This is a genomic window from Stenotrophomonas sp. Nf1 (genome assembly GCF_003028475.1).
Taxonomy (GTDB): Bacteria; Pseudomonadota; Gammaproteobacteria; order Xanthomonadales; family Xanthomonadaceae; genus Stenotrophomonas.
The window spans coordinates 150,375-166,707 of the sequence record NZ_PYTV01000009.1; the positions used below are offsets into that span (position 1 = coordinate 150,375).

Annotated in this window: 18 protein-coding genes; 6 read left to right on the plus strand and 12 right to left on the minus strand. The window is 68.9% G+C overall.

The features are described 5' to 3' along the window. Position 1: 1 nt before the first annotated feature. The 12 genes from C9412_RS16350 to C9412_RS16405 all read right to left on the minus strand — a co-directional run bounded on the left by C9412_RS16350 (position 2) and on the right by C9412_RS16405 (position 9,169). Positions 2 to 772 carry a glycosyltransferase family 2 protein gene (locus C9412_RS16350; RefSeq protein WP_107232615.1) on the minus strand — a complete coding sequence of 257 codons (771 nt, stop codon included), beginning with the start codon at positions 770 to 772 and terminating at the stop codon, positions 2 to 4. After that, positions 762 to 2,447, minus strand: a complete 1,686-nt coding sequence (locus tag C9412_RS16355; protein WP_107232616.1) for an AMP-binding protein — start codon at positions 2,445 to 2,447, stop codon at positions 762 to 764. Before C9412_RS16355 ends, C9412_RS16350 begins: the two co-directional genes overlap by 11 nt. After that, positions 2,440 to 2,991 (minus strand): hypothetical protein, encoded by a 552-nt coding sequence (locus C9412_RS16360; RefSeq protein ID WP_107232675.1) that lies wholly within the window; start codon positions 2,989 to 2,991, stop codon positions 2,440 to 2,442. Before C9412_RS16360 ends, C9412_RS16355 begins: the two co-directional genes overlap by 8 nt. 22 nt (positions 2,992 to 3,013) lie before the next feature. Continuing rightward, entirely contained in the window at positions 3,014 to 3,271 is a 258-nt protein-coding gene (locus C9412_RS16365) for an acyl carrier protein (protein ID WP_057497823.1), read from the minus strand. Between the two features lie 17 nt (positions 3,272 to 3,288). Then, positions 3,289 to 3,546, minus strand: coding sequence for a phosphopantetheine-binding protein (locus tag C9412_RS16370; protein WP_005411610.1), 258 nt, complete (start codon positions 3,544 to 3,546; stop codon positions 3,289 to 3,291). After that, positions 3,533 to 4,330 carry a lysophospholipid acyltransferase family protein gene (locus C9412_RS16375; protein WP_107232617.1) on the minus strand — a complete coding sequence of 266 codons (798 nt, stop codon included), beginning with the start codon at positions 4,328 to 4,330 and terminating at the stop codon, positions 3,533 to 3,535. Before C9412_RS16375 ends, C9412_RS16370 begins: the two co-directional genes overlap by 14 nt. Next, positions 4,323 to 5,066: a beta-ketoacyl synthase chain length factor gene (locus tag C9412_RS16380; RefSeq protein WP_107232618.1), complete on the minus strand. Its 744-nt coding sequence runs from the start codon at positions 5,064 to 5,066 to the stop codon at positions 4,323 to 4,325. Before C9412_RS16380 ends, C9412_RS16375 begins: the two co-directional genes overlap by 8 nt. Before the next feature lie 216 nt (positions 5,067 to 5,282). Continuing rightward, entirely contained in the window at positions 5,283 to 6,296 is a 1,014-nt protein-coding gene (gene cydB / locus C9412_RS16385) for a cytochrome d ubiquinol oxidase subunit II (RefSeq protein WP_107232619.1), read from the minus strand. Position 6,297: 1 nt separating this feature from the next. Further along, on the minus strand, positions 6,298 to 7,695 hold the full coding sequence (locus tag C9412_RS16390) for a cytochrome ubiquinol oxidase subunit I (RefSeq protein WP_107232620.1): 1,398 nt from the start codon (positions 7,693 to 7,695) through the stop codon (positions 6,298 to 6,300). A 251-nt stretch (positions 7,696 to 7,946) separates the two neighbouring features. Next, positions 7,947 to 8,162: a hypothetical protein gene (locus C9412_RS16395; protein WP_107232621.1), complete on the minus strand. Its 216-nt coding sequence runs from the start codon at positions 8,160 to 8,162 to the stop codon at positions 7,947 to 7,949. Then, positions 8,159 to 8,803, minus strand: coding sequence for a sigma-70 family RNA polymerase sigma factor (locus C9412_RS16400; protein ID WP_107232622.1), 645 nt, complete (start codon positions 8,801 to 8,803; stop codon positions 8,159 to 8,161). Before C9412_RS16400 ends, C9412_RS16395 begins: the two co-directional genes overlap by 4 nt. A 36-nt stretch (positions 8,804 to 8,839) precedes the next feature. Continuing rightward, entirely contained in the window at positions 8,840 to 9,169 is a 330-nt protein-coding gene (locus C9412_RS16405) for a hypothetical protein (protein ID WP_010482336.1), read from the minus strand. Between the two features lie 166 nt (positions 9,170 to 9,335). Between C9412_RS16405 and C9412_RS16410 the strand changes: the two genes are divergently transcribed. Genes C9412_RS16410 through hemF form a run of 6 tightly spaced genes read left to right on the plus strand, consistent with a single transcriptional unit; the run spans position 9,336 to position 16,332 of the window. Then, a complete protein-coding gene (locus C9412_RS16410; RefSeq protein ID WP_107232623.1) occupies positions 9,336 to 11,705 on the plus strand; it encodes a S9 family peptidase in 2,370 nt (789 codons plus the stop codon). A gap of 10 nt (positions 11,706 to 11,715) precedes the next feature. Beyond that, positions 11,716 to 12,135 carry an NUDIX domain-containing protein gene (locus tag C9412_RS16415; RefSeq protein ID WP_107232624.1) on the plus strand — a complete coding sequence of 140 codons (420 nt, stop codon included), beginning with the start codon at positions 11,716 to 11,718 and terminating at the stop codon, positions 12,133 to 12,135. 30 nt (positions 12,136 to 12,165) lie between these two features. Then, positions 12,166 to 12,726 (plus strand): hypothetical protein, encoded by a 561-nt coding sequence (locus C9412_RS16420; RefSeq protein ID WP_107232625.1) that lies wholly within the window; start codon positions 12,166 to 12,168, stop codon positions 12,724 to 12,726. Between the two features lie 32 nt (positions 12,727 to 12,758). Next, complete coding sequence (locus tag C9412_RS16425) at positions 12,759 to 13,730, plus strand: hypothetical protein (protein ID WP_107232626.1); 972 nt, start codon at positions 12,759 to 12,761, stop codon at positions 13,728 to 13,730. Between the two features lie 37 nt (positions 13,731 to 13,767). Further along, entirely contained in the window at positions 13,768 to 15,381 is a 1,614-nt protein-coding gene (locus tag C9412_RS16430) for a hypothetical protein (protein WP_107232627.1), read from the plus strand. Positions 15,382 to 15,435: 54 nt separating this feature from the next. Beyond that, positions 15,436 to 16,332 carry an oxygen-dependent coproporphyrinogen oxidase gene (gene hemF, locus C9412_RS16435; protein WP_107232628.1) on the plus strand — a complete coding sequence of 299 codons (897 nt, stop codon included), beginning with the start codon at positions 15,436 to 15,438 and terminating at the stop codon, positions 16,330 to 16,332. Position 16,333 lies beyond the last annotated feature (1 nt).

A 16,333-nucleotide genomic window follows, 5' to 3' on the forward strand; every position in this document is an offset into this window, starting at 1 on the left:
CTCAACCCTGCCCGCGCAGGCGGCGCCACAGCAGGCGCGGCGCGCGCCAGAGCATGCCGAAGAACAGGCGGGTGTGCATGCGGCTGATGCGCACGTTGTCGCGCCACACATCGAAGTGCGACACCCCATCGGACGGATAGGTCACGCGCGTGGCCAGGTGTTCAACCGGCAGCTGCCGCCAGTACAGGCGCACCATGATCTCGGTGTCGAAATCCATGCGCCGGCCGATGGTCTCTTCGCCGATCAGGCGCAGCACCGGTGGCAGCGGATACACGCGGAAGCCGCACATGGTGTCGCGCAGGTGCAGCGACAGCGTGTTGATCCAGACCCAGATGTGGGTGGCGTAGCGACCGTACAGGCGCGCCTTCGGCACGCTGGCGTCGTAGGCCGGAATGCCGCAGATCACCGCTTCGGGCCGCGCACGCGCAGCCTCGATGAAGCGTGCCAGATCGGCGGTATCGTGCTGGCCGTCGGCATCGATCTGCAGCACGTGGCTGTAGCCACGCGCGCCGGCTTCAGCAAAGCCGGCCAGCATCGCCCCACCCTTGCCCTGGTTGACGTCCAGGCGCAGCAGGTCGACGCCCTGGCGCTGTGCCAGTGCACGCAGCACCGCCGCACAGGACGCGTGCGAGCCATCGTCGACCAGCAGGCACGGCAGGCCGGCGGCCTGCACGCCATCGACCACCGCCGCGATGGCGTGCTCGTGGTCGTAGACGGGAATCACCACCAGTGGCGCGAACGCGGCACCGGCAACGGCCGGGTCAGTCCACATCGGCGAACACCACCTTGCCGCTGGCATGCACGCCGTGGCGGGAGGTATAGCGGAACGTGAGCACCCCGCGCGCGGCATCCCAGTCCAGCTGCAGGGTCAGCTCATCCCCCGGGCGCGCCACGTGCTGGAACTTCACCGCATCCATGCGCAGGAACCCCGCCGGCATCGCGAACGCCTGGCGGCCGAAGCGCACCGCCCAGTCCAGCTGGGCCACGCCGGGCAGGATCGCTGCCTGCGGGAAGTGGCCCTGGAACGGCCGCAGCGCCGGGTCGAGGGTCATGTGCAGGGTGGCGCTGTCCGCGCTGCGCCGGTCCCACACCGGTTCGGGCATCAGTGGCTGGAACAGCGCTGCCAGGGCGGCCTGGGTGACCTTGCCCTGCGCGTTGATCGGCAAGGCCTGCACCAGGCGCCAGCGGCGCGGCCGGGTAACCGCGTCGTGGGCAGAGGCCAGGCGCGCGCCCAGGCGCTGGCCGAGCGCGCGGCGCGCGGCATCGCCACCGTCCAGCAGCGCGCGGTCGGCCGGCACCACCACCGCCGCCAGCTGCTCGCGCTGGCCCGGCAGCACCAGCACGCGCACGTCATCCACCTCGGCGTCTTCGCGCAGCGCGCGCTCCAACGCATCCAGCGATACACGGCGCTCTTCGATCTTGACGATGCGGTCGGCCCGGCCCAGCAGGCGGAAACGGCCATCGGCCAGTGCCTCGACCCGGTCCTGGGTGCGCCACCAGTCAGCGTTTTCCAGGTGCGCCGAGGCCACCGCTAGGCAGCCGTCGTCGATCCGCCACTGCACGCCCGGCAGCGGCTGCCATGGCGGCAGGTCGGTGTCCCAGCGGCGCCAGGCGATGCCGCCGGTCTCGCTGCTGCCGTACACCTCGGTGGGGGCCACGCCCAGCCACTGCCGCACCTGCCGCGCCGCCTCTTCCGGCAGCGGGCCGCCGGAGGAGAACACCGCGCGCAGGCGGCCATGCAGGCTGGTCCAGTCGAGCTGTTCGGGCAGGCGCTTGAGGTGGGCCGGGGTCGCCACCAGCACCGTATCGGTGGCGGCCAGCGCGCCCACCAGGTCTTCGTGGAAGAACCGGCGCGGATGGATCAGACGGCCGGCAGCCAGCGGCCACAGCACACGAAACAGCAGGCCGTAGATGTGCTGGTGGGACACCGTGCCATGCACCTGCACGCCGTCCAGCTGCGCGCCGAAGGCGGCCTGCAGCGCGTCCACTTCGCGCGTCAGCTGGTCCATGCGCTTGATGATCGCACTGGGCTGGCCGGTGCTGCCGGAGGTGAACACACACAGCTCGCAGGCGCGCTCGTCCAGCACCTGCAGCGGGCCATCCAGCGTTGCGTCCAGCGGCGCCAGCGGCCGGTAATCGGCGGACACATCACCGGCGAAACCGCTCACCTGCGGTTGCAGCGCCTGCAGCGTGGCCGGCAGGTTGTCGGCGGCCAGGAACACCCGCTTGCCGGCATGCCAGGCACCGAACAGCGCTGCCGCGAAGGCCACTGCATCATCGAAATAAAGCGCCCAGTCGCGGCCATCGGTGACGGCAAAGGCCGCGCGCCAGGCCAGCACCCGCTGGCGGAAGCGGGGGTGATCGATCACCTCGCCTTCGCAGAGGCCGATGCGGCGCTGCGGCTGCGGGTCCACCAGCAGCCGGTCCAGGGCGATCCACTCAGCCATGCGCGTGCGCCGCCTTGACCCGCCGCCGCACCAGCCACTCACCTGCAAACAACACGCCCATCATCACGTACGCCAACAATCCGTTGTAGAGCATCCAGACCCGGTCCGACGCGTACAGCGCGGTCAGCAGGGCCAGGCTGCCGTTGAGAACGAAGAAGCCGCACCAGACCTGGGTGACGCGGCGGGTATAGGCCACCGCGAACGGTGGCAGGTCCGGTTCCTGCAGCCGCGCCAGGCGCTCCACCAGCGGCGGGCCGAAACGCAGGCTGGTGCCGAACACCGCCAGCATCACCATGTTGACCAGCGCCGGGTACAGCTTCAGCGGCAAGGCCTGGTTGAGTATGGTGGCCAGCACGGCCAGCAGGCCGGTACCGGCAGCAGCGGCCCACCACAGCGGCTGGCGCGTGCTCAGGGCACGCAGCAGGGCCAGGGTGAACAGCAGCAGCGACAGCCAGCGCGGCTCGAAACGGCCCATCGCCAGGTACACCAGCAGCGGGTAGGCCAGCGAAATCGCGGCCACCACGACGGTGCGTGCGCGTGCCATGGCGAAGCCGCCGGCGCTGCGGTCAGGCGGCTGCCTGGTCCGGCAGCAGCCCATGCACGACATCGACGATGTCCTGCACGGTGCGCACGGCCTTGAACGCTTCCGGCTGCAGGTTGCGGCCGAGCAGCGGCTTGAGCTGCACGATCAGGTCCACCGCATCGATGCTGTCGATGTCCAGGTCGTCGTACAGGCGCGCCTCGGGGGTGATCCGCGCAGGCTCGATCTCGAAGCTGTCGGTCAGGATGCTGACGATGCGTTCAAACAGTTCATTCTTGGTCATGGCAGTTCCTGGCGCCGTTACGACTGGCGGGCGGCGACGAACTCGCCGAGCGCGCGCACGCTGGAGAAATGGCGACGGGTTTCTTCCGAATCGGCCGAGAGGCTGACACCGTACTTCTTCTGCAGTGCCAGGCCCAGCTCCAGCGCATCGATCGAATCCAGGCCGAGGCCTTCAACGAACAACGGCGCGGTCGGATCGATGTCCTCCGGCGTGATGTCCTCCAGCGAAAGGGAGGAAATGATCAATTCCTTGATCTCGTGCTCAAGTGCTTGCACGGGGCGGCTCTCCAGACAGGTCGAAATAACGAGAAAGGTGCTCGGTAACGCGGCGTGCCGCCAAGGCATCCCCCCTTGGCGAGTCGTCTTCGGCCAGGAAAGGCGCGATCGGGATATCTTCGCCGATCTGCAGCCGAACGTGAAAGCGACGTGAGGGTACACGATACCACTTCTGTCCCTTGGTCAGGGTCGGGGGGGTACAGGTGATCCGCACCGGGGTGATGTCCAGCCGGCCGCGCACGGCGATGTTGGCCGCGCCCCGCTGCAGCCGCGGCGGCTGACCGGGCACGCTGCGGGTGCCTTCGGGGAAGATGACCAGGGTGCCGCCGGCCTGCACCGCCGCAACGCAGTCGTCCACCAGCCCGGCGCCGTCGTCGTTGGAGATGTAGCCGGCCGCCCGCACCGGGCCGCGCATGAACGGGTTGCAGGCCACGGCCCGCTTGACCACGCAGTCGGCGTTGGGCAGCAGCGCGATCAGGCAGACCACGTCGATCAGGGTCGGATGATTGGCCAGAACCAGCAGGCCATCGCGCTGCAGGCGCTCGCGGCCCTCGATCTGCAGGGTCATCACCCCCAGCCGGCACATCAGCCGGACATGGCTGGCGAAGGCCGCCTGCACTACCCGGCGGGCCCGGCGGCGGCGGGCCATCGGGTCACGCATCAGCATCAGCAGCGGCATCACCAGCAGGCCCAGCAACAGGCCGCCCACGCCGAACGCGGCAAAGCTCAGGCCGGTGCCGAACACCCGCCAGGCATGGTCCAGGCGGCGCTGCAGCTCAGCCACGGCGCCCCCAGCGCCAGCGCTGGCCCTGGGTCACGTGCTCCAGCGTCGGCGCAGCCGACAGCAGGAAGCGGTGCAGGTCCAGCGCGTGCGGCAGCGTGCCCGGTGCGGTACTGGCCTGGCCTGGGGCCGGCTGCCACTGCAACGACAGGGTCGGATGGCCGTCGGCGGGCGCGGTCAATCGCCAGCACCAGGCGAAGAACGGGTCGGGTTCGTCAGCGAACGTCGCGTAAATTTCAGGAAGCGGCGATTCATAGACCACCACCCGCACCTCGCGCGCGCCATCGGCCAGCAGGCCGGCGGCCTCCAGGCAGGCGGCCTCGACGGTGGACTGCCCGGCGGCCAGTGCCAGGTAGTTGCCGCGGTGGCCACGGGCGATCGAGTACAGCGCGGCGATCGCGTTGTGCACCGACAGGCCGAACCCGGTCGGCGACAACGGTTGTTCGCCGATCAACGCGGACAGCAGATCCATGGACCGGGCGACGTCGCCGTGGCGGCTGGCGAACACCAGCGGCACCTGGCTGTCAGCGCCCTGCCCGTCCTCGCACCAGCACGCGGCCTGGATCGCCATCCGGCCCAGCCGCTCGATGCGGCGGCGCTGCATCGCCGGCACCTCGGCCAGCGCCGGGGTGTCCTCGCCCTGCGGCAGGTACGGGGCCTCGGCCCAGCGCAGCCACTGGCTGCGCTCGCTCAGGCCGGGCGCCCAGGCGGCCCAGTCGACGATGGAGAATTCGATCATTTAGCGGTGGTGCTTCAATGGGAGAACGATAGGCACGAGCCATTACGGCGACGCGCGGCGGCCCCCCATTCCTGCGGCCGTGCGTCCGTCCAGGACGTCGCCGGCTGCCCCCCTGGCCGCCGGAAAGGAGCGCACGCTAGCACGTCCGGCACAGGGTGTGCAGGTTTCACATTCCCCAACGCGGGCCCGCCACCCTCGGGTCCGCGTTTGGATCGATCAGTGGTAACCGGTATCGGCGTGCACCTTGCCGCGGAATACCCGGTAGGACCATGCCGTATAGCCGAGGATGACCGGCAGCAGAACGACCAGCCCGACCAGGGTGAAGCCCAGCGAGGAGGCCGGCGCGGCGGCCTGCCACAGCGTCATCGATGGCGGCAGCAGGTACGGCCACATGCCCAGCACCAGGCCGAGGAAGCCGAGTACGAATAGCGCCAGGCTGAGCAGGAACGGCGGCAGGTCGCGGCGCGGATGGGTGGCACTGCGCCACAGCGCTGCCGCCACCGCCAGGGTCAGCAGCGGTACCGGCGACAGCCACCAGAAGTTGCCGTCGCTGAACCAACGCGCCATCAACCGCGAGTCGAGGAACGGCAGCCAACTGCTGACCAGGCCCATCGCCGCGATCACCGCCACCACCAGCGGCCGGGTCAGTTGCCGTGCGAGCGCCTGCACGCGCCCTTCGGTCTTCAGGATCAGCCAGGTGCTGCCCAGCAATGCGTAACCGGCCACCAGCGCGGCACCGGTCAGCATCGCGAACGGGCTGAACCAGGCGAACGGGCCACCGTGATAGGCACCGTCCACCAGCGGGATGCCCTGCACCAGGGTGCCCAGGATCACGCCCTGCGCGAACGTGGCCAGCAGCGAGCCGAGCGCGAACGCCACGCTCCACAACCGCCGCGAGCGGTGCGCCTTGAAGCGGAACTCGAAGGCCACGCCACGGAACACCAGCGCCACCACCAGCAGCAGCACCGGCAGGTACAGCGCCGACAGCAGCACCGCATACGCCTTGGGGAACGCCGCTAGCAGGCCGGCGCCGCCCAGCACCAGCCAGGTCTCGTTGCCATCCCAGATCGGCGCGGCGGTGTTCATCATCAGGTCCAGCTGGTCCTCGTCCTCGGCGAACGGGGCGAGGACGCCGATGCCGAGCACGAAGCCGTCCAGCACCACGTACATCAGCACGCCGAAGCCGATCACCGCGAACCACGCCACCGGCAGCCAGGTCATCAGATCCATGTCAGCGCTCCTCCAGCGGTTCGTCGGCGGCCGACAGCGGGCGAGCCGGGGTGTGGCTGCCGTGGTCCAGCGACGGCCCTTCGGCGTAGGGCTGCGGCCCATGGCGCAGGATCTTCACCAGGTACCAGATGCCCCAGCCGAACACGAACGCGTAACCGATCACGTAGACACCCAGCGACAGCGCGGTCATCCACGCACTCTGCGGGCCGACGGCATCGGCGGTGCGCAGCACGCCGTACACCACCCACGGCTGGCGCCCCATCTCGGTCACGAACCAGCCCGACAACAGTGCAATGAAGCCGCTGGGCAGCATCCAGTTCCAGCCGCGCAGCAGCCACGGTGAATCCAGCAGCTTCTTCCGCCACAACTGGAACGCCGAGACCCAGGCCAGCAGCAGCATCAACGTGCCCAGCCCGACCATGATGCGGAAGGCGAAGAACACCGGCGTCACCGGCGGCCGCTCGCTGGCCGGCACCGAGGTGAGCGGATCGAAGGTACCGTCCAGCGAATGGGTGAGGATCACGCTGCCCAGCTTCGGGATCGCCACTTCGAAATCGTTGCGTTCTTCCTTCTCGTTGGGCAGCGCGAACACCACCAGCGGCACGCCCTCGCCTTCCCGGGTTTCATGCCAGTGCGCTTCCATCGCCGCGATCTTCATCGGCTGGTGCTTGAGCGTGTTCAGGCCATGCATGTCGCCGACGAAGATCTGCACCGGCACGGTCAGCGCGGCGAACGCCACCGCCGCCACCATCATGCGCCGGCCCGCTTCCACGTGCGTGCCCTTGCGCAGATACCACGCGCCGACGCCACCAATCACGAAACAGGTGGTGATGAACGAACCCAGCGCCATGTGTGCCAGGCGGTAGGGGAACGAGGGGTTGAACACCACCTGCCACCAGTCCACCGGATGCACGATGCCGTTGACCATCTCGTAGCCGGCCGGCGTATGCAGCCAGCTGTTGGACGACAGGATCCAGAACGTGGAGAACAGCGTGCCCAGCGCCACCATGCAGGTGGACAGGAAATGCAGGCGCGGCGAGACCCGGCCCCAGCCGAACATCATCACGCCCAGGAAGCTGGCCTCCAGGAAGAACGCGGTCAGCACTTCATAGGTCAGCAGCGGGCCGATCACGGTGCCGGCCACTTCGCTCAGCCGCGGCCAGTTGGTGCCGAACTGGAAGGCCATGACGATGCCGCTGACCACGCCCATGCCGAACGACACCGCGAAGATCTTCTGCCAGAAGAAATACAGCTCGCGCCAAACAGGCAGCTTCGTGCGCAGCCAGCGCCACTCGATGAAGGCCAGCCAGCTGGCGGTGCCGATGGTGAAGGCGGGGAACAGCACGTGGAAACTGATGACGAATCCGAACTGGATCCGGGACAACAACAACGCGTCCAAGGGACGCCTCCTGCCTGCGACCGGTGGGATACCGGACCACTTTAGGAGGAATTGGTTAAGCTGGGATGCGACCCGGTGACGCGCTGCTTCACTTTGTCGCAGGGGCGGACTGGAGTGGCCGGCCCTCTGCCCTGGTAGGTGCCAACCTACCCGCTCTGGCAGGTGCCAACCTTGGTTGGCACACCGCAAAGCGCCGACCAAGGTCGGCCTCTACCAGAAGCAACTGCAACCGGCTTCCGGCGGCGGGGGCTTCAGCGCCAGAAATACCAGGCCGCTGCAGCCAGCAGTGCACCAAACAACAGCACCTGCACCACCACATAGCCCACACCACTGTCGCGCGACTCAGCGGTAATGCGCTGCTGCAGCGCCTCACTCACATCCGGCGTTTCTTCCTGCTGCGCCTGCTCACGCAACGCCTGTGCCAGCGCGCGTGCTTCCGCCTCGCGGGGGTCGGTCGGTGGGTTCACAGCAGTTCTCCGGCGGTGGCGTGCCGCGTCAGTTCCTGTTTCAGGACCTGGCGTGCGCGGAACAGGTGGCTCTTGATGGTACCGCGTGCCAGCCCGGTCACCTGTTCGATCTCGGCCAGATCGAAATCTTCCAGATAATGAAGCCCCACGATCAGGCGCTGTGGCGGGCTCAGCCGTTCCAGTGCCGCGCCCAGCTGGCGCCCGGCCTGCAACGCCTCGCTCAGCTCCGCCGGCCCAGGGCCTTCATCACCGACGCCCAGTTCCTCGGGCACCTCCACGGCCACCATCCATTGCGCTTCCAGCCGTCGCCGCCGCAGGTACTGCAGCGCCGTGGTGTAGGCCACCCGCGAGACCCAGGTGCGCAACGAGGATTCAAAGCGGAACCGGTGCAGCTGGCGGAACACCGCCAGGAAGGTCTCCTGCAGCAGGTCGGCCACCTGGTCGCGGTCGCCGACCATGCGCCCGATCACATGCGCGCAGGTGCGTTGATGGGCCTGCACCAGCTGCGCGAAGGCCGCTTGCGAGCCATCGATGATCGCGCTGACCAGCGCGCGGTCGTCGTCCGCGGCCGGTGCCGGTTCGACGGGGACGTCGCGGTGACGCCCCCGCAAGGCAGCCAGTGCTCCGCCCAGCAGGCTCATGCGCGGGGCGCCCCCTGTGCCCGTGGCATGCCTGCCTCAGCCCTTGCGTGCGGCGGGGCGGGTGAAGTGCCAGGCCAGCAGCTGGCCGAGGCCGGCACTGCCGACCATCGCCGCAGCAGCGCCGAAGGTCAGCTCGCGTGCGCCGATCGCCTCCAGCAGGCCCATCGCCACGGCCAGGCTGACCAGGCTGATGCCCCAGCGCAGCGCGCCCTGGCGGCGGCGTTCCTCCTCCAGCACCGCCAACGAGCGGATCACTTCCTCCGGCACGTGTGGCGCCACCAGCTTGCTGCGGGCACGGGCATCGGCGATGGCATGGATCGCATAGGCGATGCAGATGAAGAGGGTGATCGGGATCAGTTCCTGCATGGTCGGGCTCCTGTTCGGTGGATGATGCGGGTTCAGGAGAATGGATGCGCGGCCACGGCGACCGGTTGCAGCATTTTGCCGATTCCGCTGCCATGACCTGTGGCCCCCTCCCCCGGCGCAGGCGGCTGCTACCCTTGCCCGGTTTCCTCATCTGGTGCGTCCGCCCATGTCCCGAGTGCTGCCCCTGTCCCTCCTGCTGTCGGCCGTACTGGCCGCACCGGCCGCGCATGCCGCGCCGACGCCGATCACCATCGAACAGGCCATGGCCGACCCGGACTGGATCGGTCCGCCGGTCGAAAAGGCCTGGTGGTCGTGGAACAGCCAGCAGGTGGAATACCAGCTCAAGCGCAGCGGCAGCCCGGTGCGCGACACCTTCCGCCAGCCGCTGGCCGGTGGCGTGGCCGCGCAGGTGGCCGATGACCAGCGCGGCACCCTGGACGTGGCCGAGCCGGTCTACGACCGCAGCCGCAGCCGCAGCGCCTTCGTGCGCAATGGCGATGTGTTCGTGCGCGACCTGCGCAGCGGCGCACTGACCCAGCTGACCCGCAGCAACGAGCGCGCGGGCAACGTGAACTTCGCCGCCGACAACGGCGTGATCTGGCGTGTCGGCCAGAACTGGTTCCACTGGACCGCCGCCAGCGGCGTGCAGCAGGTGGCCAGCCTGAAGGCCGAGAAGGACCCGCGTACGGCACCGAAGGCCGACGTGCTGCGCGACCAGCAGCTGCGCACGCTGGAAACCCTGCGCCGCGACCGTGACCAGCGCGAAGCGCTGAAGGACCAGGACCAGCGCTGGCGCCAGGCCGACCCGACCCGCGCGCCGGGCCCGGTGTACCTGGGCGCCGACGTGGAGATCGCTGACAGCGTGCTGTCGCCGGACCTGACCCACCTGATCGTGGTGACCAAGCCGAAGGACTTCGACGACGGCCGCACCAGCAAGATGCCGCTGTACGTGACCGAATCGGGCTACGAGGAAACCGAGGACACCCGCACCCGCGTCGGCCGCAACGGCTTCGAACCGCACACCCTGTGGTACGTGGACGTGCGCACCGGCAAGGCCGAGAAGGTCTCGCTGGCCAGCCTGCCGGGCATCAGCACCGACCCGCTGGCCGAGCTGCGCCGCAAGGCCGGCAAGGATGCGCTGAAGGGCGAGCGCAGCGTGCAGGTGATGAGCGACTTCATGGGTGGCGGCATCCGCTGGAGCGCCGACGGCCAGCAGGCCGCGGTGATGCTGCGCGCCAACGACAACAAGGACCGCTGGATCATCAGCGTCAACGCTGCCGACGGCCGCGTGCAGAACCGCCATCGCCTCACCGACAACGCCTGGATCAACTGGGGCTTCAACGATTTCGGCTGGATGGCCGATGGCCGCACGCTGTGGCTGCTGTCGGAGGAATCGGGCTTCTCGCACCTGTACACCCAGGCCGGCAACGCCAAGCCGCAGGCGCTGACCAGCGGCAAGTGGGAAACCTCGGCACCGGTGCCGTCGGCCGATGGCAAGGGCTTCTACTTCCTGTGCAACCAGCAGGCGCCGCATGACTACGAAGTCTGCGCGGTCGACACCGGCAACCGCCAGGTGCGCGAGCTGACCAGCCTCAACGGCGTGGAAGACTTCGCGCTGTCGCCGGACGGCCAGCAGCTGCTGGTGCGCTACTCCGGCGCCTACCTGCCGCCGCAGCTGGCCGTGCTGCCCAGCGCCGGTGGACAGGCCCGCGTGCTGACCGACACCCGCACCGCCGACTACAAGGCGCGCCAGTGGATCCAGCCGAAGCTGGTGGCGGTGCCGTCCAAGCACGGTGCGGGCGTGGTCTGGGCCAAGTACTACGAGCCGGAAACCAAGGAGCCCGGCAGGAAGTACCCGATCGTGATGTTCGTGCACGGCGCCGGCTACCTGCAGAACGTGCACCAGCGCTACCCGGCCTACTTCCGCGAGCAGATGTTCCACAACCTGCTGGTGCAGAAGGGCTACATCGTGCTGGACATGGACTACCGCGGCAGCGAGGGCTACGGCCGCGACTGGCGCACGGCGATCTACCGCAACATGGGCCACCCGGAACTGGAAGACTACAAGGACGGCCTGGACTGGCTGGTGGACACCCAGCAGGGTGACCGCGACCACGCCGGCATCTACGGCGGTTCCTACGGCGGCTTCATGACCTTCATGGCGCTGTTCCGTGCGCCGGGCACCTTCAAGGCCGGCGCCGCGCTGCGCCCGGTGGTGGACTGGCACAACTACAACCACGGCTACACCAGCAACATCCTCAACACCCCGGACATCGACCCGGAGGCGTACCGCGTGTCCTCGCCGATCGAGTATGCGCAGAACCTGCAGGACAACCTGCTGATCGCCCACGGCATGATGGATGACAACGTGTTCTTCCAGGATTCGGTGAACCTGACCCAGCGCCTGATCGAGCTGCACAAGGACAACTGGTCGATCGCACCGTACCCGCTGGAACGCCACGGCTACGTGCGTGCCGATTCCTGGCTGGACCAGTACAAGCGCATCCTCAAGCTGTTCGAGCAGAACCTGAAGTGAGCAGACTGGCATGAGCCGCGCCGCAGCCACGATCCACATCGTGGCTGCGGTCATCCTGGATGACCGCGGCCGGGCGCTGGTGGTGCGCAAGCACGGTGCCACCCGCTTCATCCAGCCGGGCGGCAAACCCGAACCCGGCGAAGCGCCGCTGCAGGCGCTGGCCCGCGAACTGGACGAGGAGCTGGGCATGACGTTGCGCACCGATGCTGCCATCGCGCTCGGTGTGTTCGAAGACTGGGCAGTGAACGAGCCCGGTCACCGCGTACAGGCGCAGGCGTGGTGGGTGCAGGTGGTCGGCACGCCGCAGGCGCGCGCCGAGATCGCCGAATTGGCCTGGGTGCCGCTGCAGCCGCCGCATGGCCTGCCCTTGGCACCCTTGAGCGAACACCATATCCTGCCGGCCGTCGCCACCCGGGTGACGGCCCACTGATCGCGCGGGCATCGACTGCAAGGACACCGGATGTCAGCCCCCTCACCCGTCTCCCTACGTGCGGCGGTTCCTGCCAATGACTGGGTACGCCCGGTGGCCCTGTCCTGCCTCTGGGTATCGGCCGCCTGCACCGTCGCCCTGCTGCTGGTCACGCTGCTGGCCTGGCCGCTGGTCCACAGCGAAATCTGGCAATCACTGGCGCTGGACGCCTGGCACATCGGCATGGATCGCAGCGTGTTGTGGTTGCTCAGTCATCCGGTGGCGGCTTTGCTGCTGACCGCCCTGGCCTGTGCCCTCTCCACCGCCGCCAGCTGGGGCCTGCTGCGCCTGAAGCCGTGGGGCCTGTGGAGCTTCATCGCCCTGCTGCTGCTCACCGCCCTGGCCAACTTCTTCGTGACCGGCTGGTTGGACGGCGTGGCCGCACCGCTGATCCGCCTGCTCGGCGATTCGCCCGAGGCGCTGCGCTCCCTGCAGATCCAGCGAAGGCTGTTCATCGCCACGATGTACGCCGCTTCGTTGGCGCTGGCGCTGTTGCAGGGCGGCGTGGCCTGGCGCCTGCTGCGTCCGGACATCCGCGCGCGGTTCCACTAGGCGCCCCACTTCTGCACGACAAGGACCGTCGCATGCGCCCGCTGACCCTGCTCCCCACACTGCTGTTGTTGGCCGCGCTGCCTGCCACTGCCGCCACCGACGCACTGCGCTGCGGCGAGTACCGCAGCACCGATGGCGGCGTGGCCCTGGTGTTCGAATCATCCACCACCGGTTATCAGGCGCTGCACGGCCAGGAACGCACGCCGCTGCGCATCGATCGCAGCGCCGGCGATCTGCGCCTGGTGTTTCTCGACGACGGCGTATCCACCGCCATCCACGTGGCTGCTGACGGGACGCATATCGACGACGGTGTGGCCGACTACACGTTGCATCGAGCCCAGGCCTGCCAACGCGCCCCTGCACCCCGCGCCGACGGCTGCCTGGCCCACCCTGCGCTGTGCATTGCGCGGCTCGCTGAGGCGCCTCCGGAACAGGCCCAGCGCGCGTGCGAGGAAGGCGTCGGCGCCGGCTGCTCGGCGCTGCTGCGCCACTTTCTCGCTGCACCCACCACCAGGGCCGGGCAGCAGGACGCGCCCTTGCCGGCCGCGCAGCGCGCCACCCTGCAGCGGCTCTGCCTGCAACAGCGCGGTGGCCGCTTCTGCACCGGGGTGGCCGAACAGCAGTTGATCGCACGCGAACCGGCGCTGGCGGTGCAGGCCCTGCAGGTAGTCTGCGACGCAGGCCGCGTCAGTGCCTGCGAGCGCACTGCGCCCTTGCTTGAGCTCGGCGCCGACCTGCGCCTGGTGCCGGCCCGGAGGCTGCCCTGCGGCCTCTACCAGGCTGATGGTGGCGTAATCGACACGATCGACTTCGCTAATGGCACGCAGGCGCGTCTGCACGAGGGTGCCGTTCATCTGCAGCAGGACGGTGAAACCCTTGTGCTGCGTCCGCTCGGCAACGGCGACCTGCTCGGCATGGATGCGCAGACCGGCTACCAACGCTACCGGCGCGTGCCTGGCACGGCACAATGCACGCCCCCGCGCGAGGCTCGTGATCTGCCGTAGCGCCTGGAGCTTCCTGTTCGATCGTCAAGGAGACGACATGCGCTTACTGCGACCGCGCCACCGCTGGCTGGCCTGGGCGTTGCTGCTGGCCACGCCGGTGGCCGCCGCCCAATCGCCCCAGTGCGGCCTGTTCAAGGCCGATGAAGGCAGCAGCACGCTGCGCGTCATTTCGCCCAACCGGGGCGAGCAGAAACACTACGGCAGCGCGCCATCGCCCGTCGTTTTCCAGCAGATCGAGGGAAAGCTGCAGCTGGTGAACCTCGAGTACGGCCTGCCCAGCGAACTGCAGGTGCGTGATCGTGGCCGCAGCGTCGAGGTGGATGGCACACGCTACACCCTGCAGGCGCCGGAAGCGTGCGCCGCTGCGGCCACCCCGGCAGCGGGCAGCTGCCTGGCCGATGCGGCAGCCTGCCTGGACAACCGCCGCGACGCGACGCCGATCGCGCTGGAAGCGGCCTGCCGCGAAGGTGTACCCGGCATGTGCCTGCAGCTGGCCGACCGTTGGCGCGAAGACGCCACGCCTTCGGTCGTTCCGGACGCTGCGGCGCATAAGGCGCTCCTCGATGCGGCCCTGGCCGGCATCGAGCTGCCCGCCCCGTGCCGCGAGGGGGGCTTCCAGGACCAGACGCCTGCCTGTGCAGCAGCGCTGGAGGCAGATCCGGCATTGCAGGAGCAGATCGTCAGTGCGGTGATGGGCGCGGCGATGGCCGACGCGATGAAGTCGCTGGTATCCCCGTCCACACCGGTAGTGGTTCCACCCGTACAGCGCCAGCAGCTACTGCAGTTGTGCCAGCAGGTTCCGCATGAGCGCTTCTGCGCGCGCGTGGCCGAGCTGGCCTGGGAATCGGGTGACCACCTGCAGGCGGTGCAGGCACTGGCGCTGTCCTGCGCAACGGGGGGTGAAGGCGCCGCCTGTGCGCACCTGCCGGCGCTGCAGGCACTGGGCCCTTCGCTGAAACCGCAACCGGCGGTCGCGCTGCCCTGTGGCAACTTTCATGCCGATGGCGGCCTGATGGATACGCTGGAATTCGGCGATGCCGGCCTGGTCGGCGTCGGCTGGAACAGCCAGCTGCGCGCCCGTGTTGAAGACGGCGACATCCGCATCCGTCATGACAAGGGCGGCGACTTCGTACTGCGCCCGCTGCCGGGCGGGCAACTACTGGGTATGGATACATGGACCCGCTACCAGGTGTTCAGCAGCACCGGCGAGGGCCCCGCCAGTTGCAGCGCGCCGAAGCAGTACACGGTGCTGCCACTACCGCAGGACTGCCCGCAGGCGCGGGCCGACGGCGGTGCCGAGCTCTGCTGCGCGCAGGGCAGGCTGCAGGGCTGCAACGTGCTTGGCAATCGATTGGCGATGTCCGGGAAGTGGCAGCAGGCGGCCGACCACTACGTGACGGTATGCCGCGCCGGCGTGCGCGAGGGGTGCGAGAACCTGGTGAGCGCCCACGAACACAGTGCCAAGGTGGATGCGCATGCCACGCTGGAGCAGCTGTGCAAAGCCGATGGCAGCGGGCGCCATGTCGCCTGCGACGTGCTGGAAACCGGCAACTGGAGCGCACTGGAGCTGGGCCGCGCCCTGCAGAAGGCGTTGCAGGAGGCTGCCCTGGATGAGACCCCGGCGCCACGCACCCCCAACCACAAGCGCTGAACCCATCAGGGCCTGCCCGCAGCTTCCGGCAGGCCCTGCGGTAAAGTACGCGCCATGAACGATTTCGAGCGCGTGCGCGCCTACCTCACCGACCTGCAGGACCGCATCTGTGCCGCGATCGAGGCCGCCGACGGCCAGGCCCGCTTCCAGGAAGACCTGTGGCAGCGTGCCGAGGGCGGTGGCGGGCGCACCCGCGTGCTGCGCGACGGCGCGGTGTTCGAACAGGCCGGCATCGGCTTCTCCGACGTGGCCGGCAGCCGCCTGCCGCCGTCGGCCTCGGCCAACCGTCCGGAACTGGCCGGCGCCTCCTGGCGCGCCACCGGCGTGTCGCTGGTGTTCCACCCGCTCAACCCCTACGTGCCGACCACCCACGCCAACGTGCGCTTCTTCCAGGCGCAGCGCGACGGCGAGGTGGTGGCCAGCTGGTTCGGTGGCGGCTTCGACCTGACCCCGTTCTACCCGTTCGATGAGGACGTGCAGCACTGGCACCGCGTCGCACGCGACCTGTGCGCGCCGTTCGGCGACGAACGCTACGCCGCGCACAAGCGTTGGTGCGACGAATATTTCTTCCTTCGCCACCGCAACGAAACGCGCGGTGTCGGCGGGCTGTTCTTCGATGACCTGCACGGCGATTTCGAGCGCGATTTCGACTACCTGCGTGCGGTCGGTGATGGCTTCCTCGATGCCTACCTGCCGATCGTGCAGCAGCGCAAGGACACGCCCCACGGCGAACGCGAGCGCGAGTTCCAGCTGTATCGCCGCGGCCGCTACGTGGAGTTCAACCTGGTCTACGACCGCGGCACGCTGTTCGGCCTGCAGAGTGGCGGCCGCAGCGAGAGCATCCTGATGAGCCTGCCGCCGCGGGTGCGCTGGGAATACGGCTTCGCACCGGAGCCCGGCAGCGCCGAGGCACGCCTGACCGATTACCTGGTGCCGCGCGACTGGCTCTGAG

Coding starts and splice junctions, on each gene's coding strand:
- C9412_RS16380 (WP_107232618.1), bottom strand. CDS start 5,066: ATGATCGAATTCTCCATCGTCGACTGGGCCGCCTGGGCGCCCGGCCTG.
- C9412_RS16430 (WP_107232627.1), top strand. CDS start 13,768: ATGCGCTTACTGCGACCGCGCCACCGCTGGCTGGCCTGGGCGTTGCTG.
- C9412_RS16415 (WP_107232624.1), top strand. CDS start 11,716: ATGAGCCGCGCCGCAGCCACGATCCACATCGTGGCTGCGGTCATCCTG.
- C9412_RS16350 (WP_107232615.1), bottom strand. CDS start 772: ATGTGGACTGACCCGGCCGTTGCCGGTGCCGCGTTCGCGCCACTGGTG.
- C9412_RS16400 (WP_107232622.1), bottom strand. CDS start 8,803: ATGAGCCTGCTGGGCGGAGCACTGGCTGCCTTGCGGGGGCGTCACCGC.
- hemF (WP_107232628.1), top strand. CDS start 15,436: ATGAACGATTTCGAGCGCGTGCGCGCCTACCTCACCGACCTGCAGGAC.
- cydB (WP_107232619.1), bottom strand. CDS start 6,296: ATGGATCTGATGACCTGGCTGCCGGTGGCGTGGTTCGCGGTGATCGGC.
- C9412_RS16360 (WP_107232675.1), bottom strand. CDS start 2,991: ATGGCACGCGCACGCACCGTCGTGGTGGCCGCGATTTCGCTGGCCTAC.
- C9412_RS16355 (WP_107232616.1), bottom strand. CDS start 2,447: ATGGCTGAGTGGATCGCCCTGGACCGGCTGCTGGTGGACCCGCAGCCG.
- C9412_RS16425 (WP_107232626.1), top strand. CDS start 12,759: ATGCGCCCGCTGACCCTGCTCCCCACACTGCTGTTGTTGGCCGCGCTG.
- C9412_RS16365 (WP_057497823.1), bottom strand. CDS start 3,271: ATGACCAAGAATGAACTGTTTGAACGCATCGTCAGCATCCTGACCGAC.
- C9412_RS16410 (WP_107232623.1), top strand. CDS start 9,336: ATGTCCCGAGTGCTGCCCCTGTCCCTCCTGCTGTCGGCCGTACTGGCC.
- C9412_RS16405 (WP_010482336.1), bottom strand. CDS start 9,169: ATGCAGGAACTGATCCCGATCACCCTCTTCATCTGCATCGCCTATGCG.
- C9412_RS16420 (WP_107232625.1), top strand. CDS start 12,166: ATGTCAGCCCCCTCACCCGTCTCCCTACGTGCGGCGGTTCCTGCCAAT.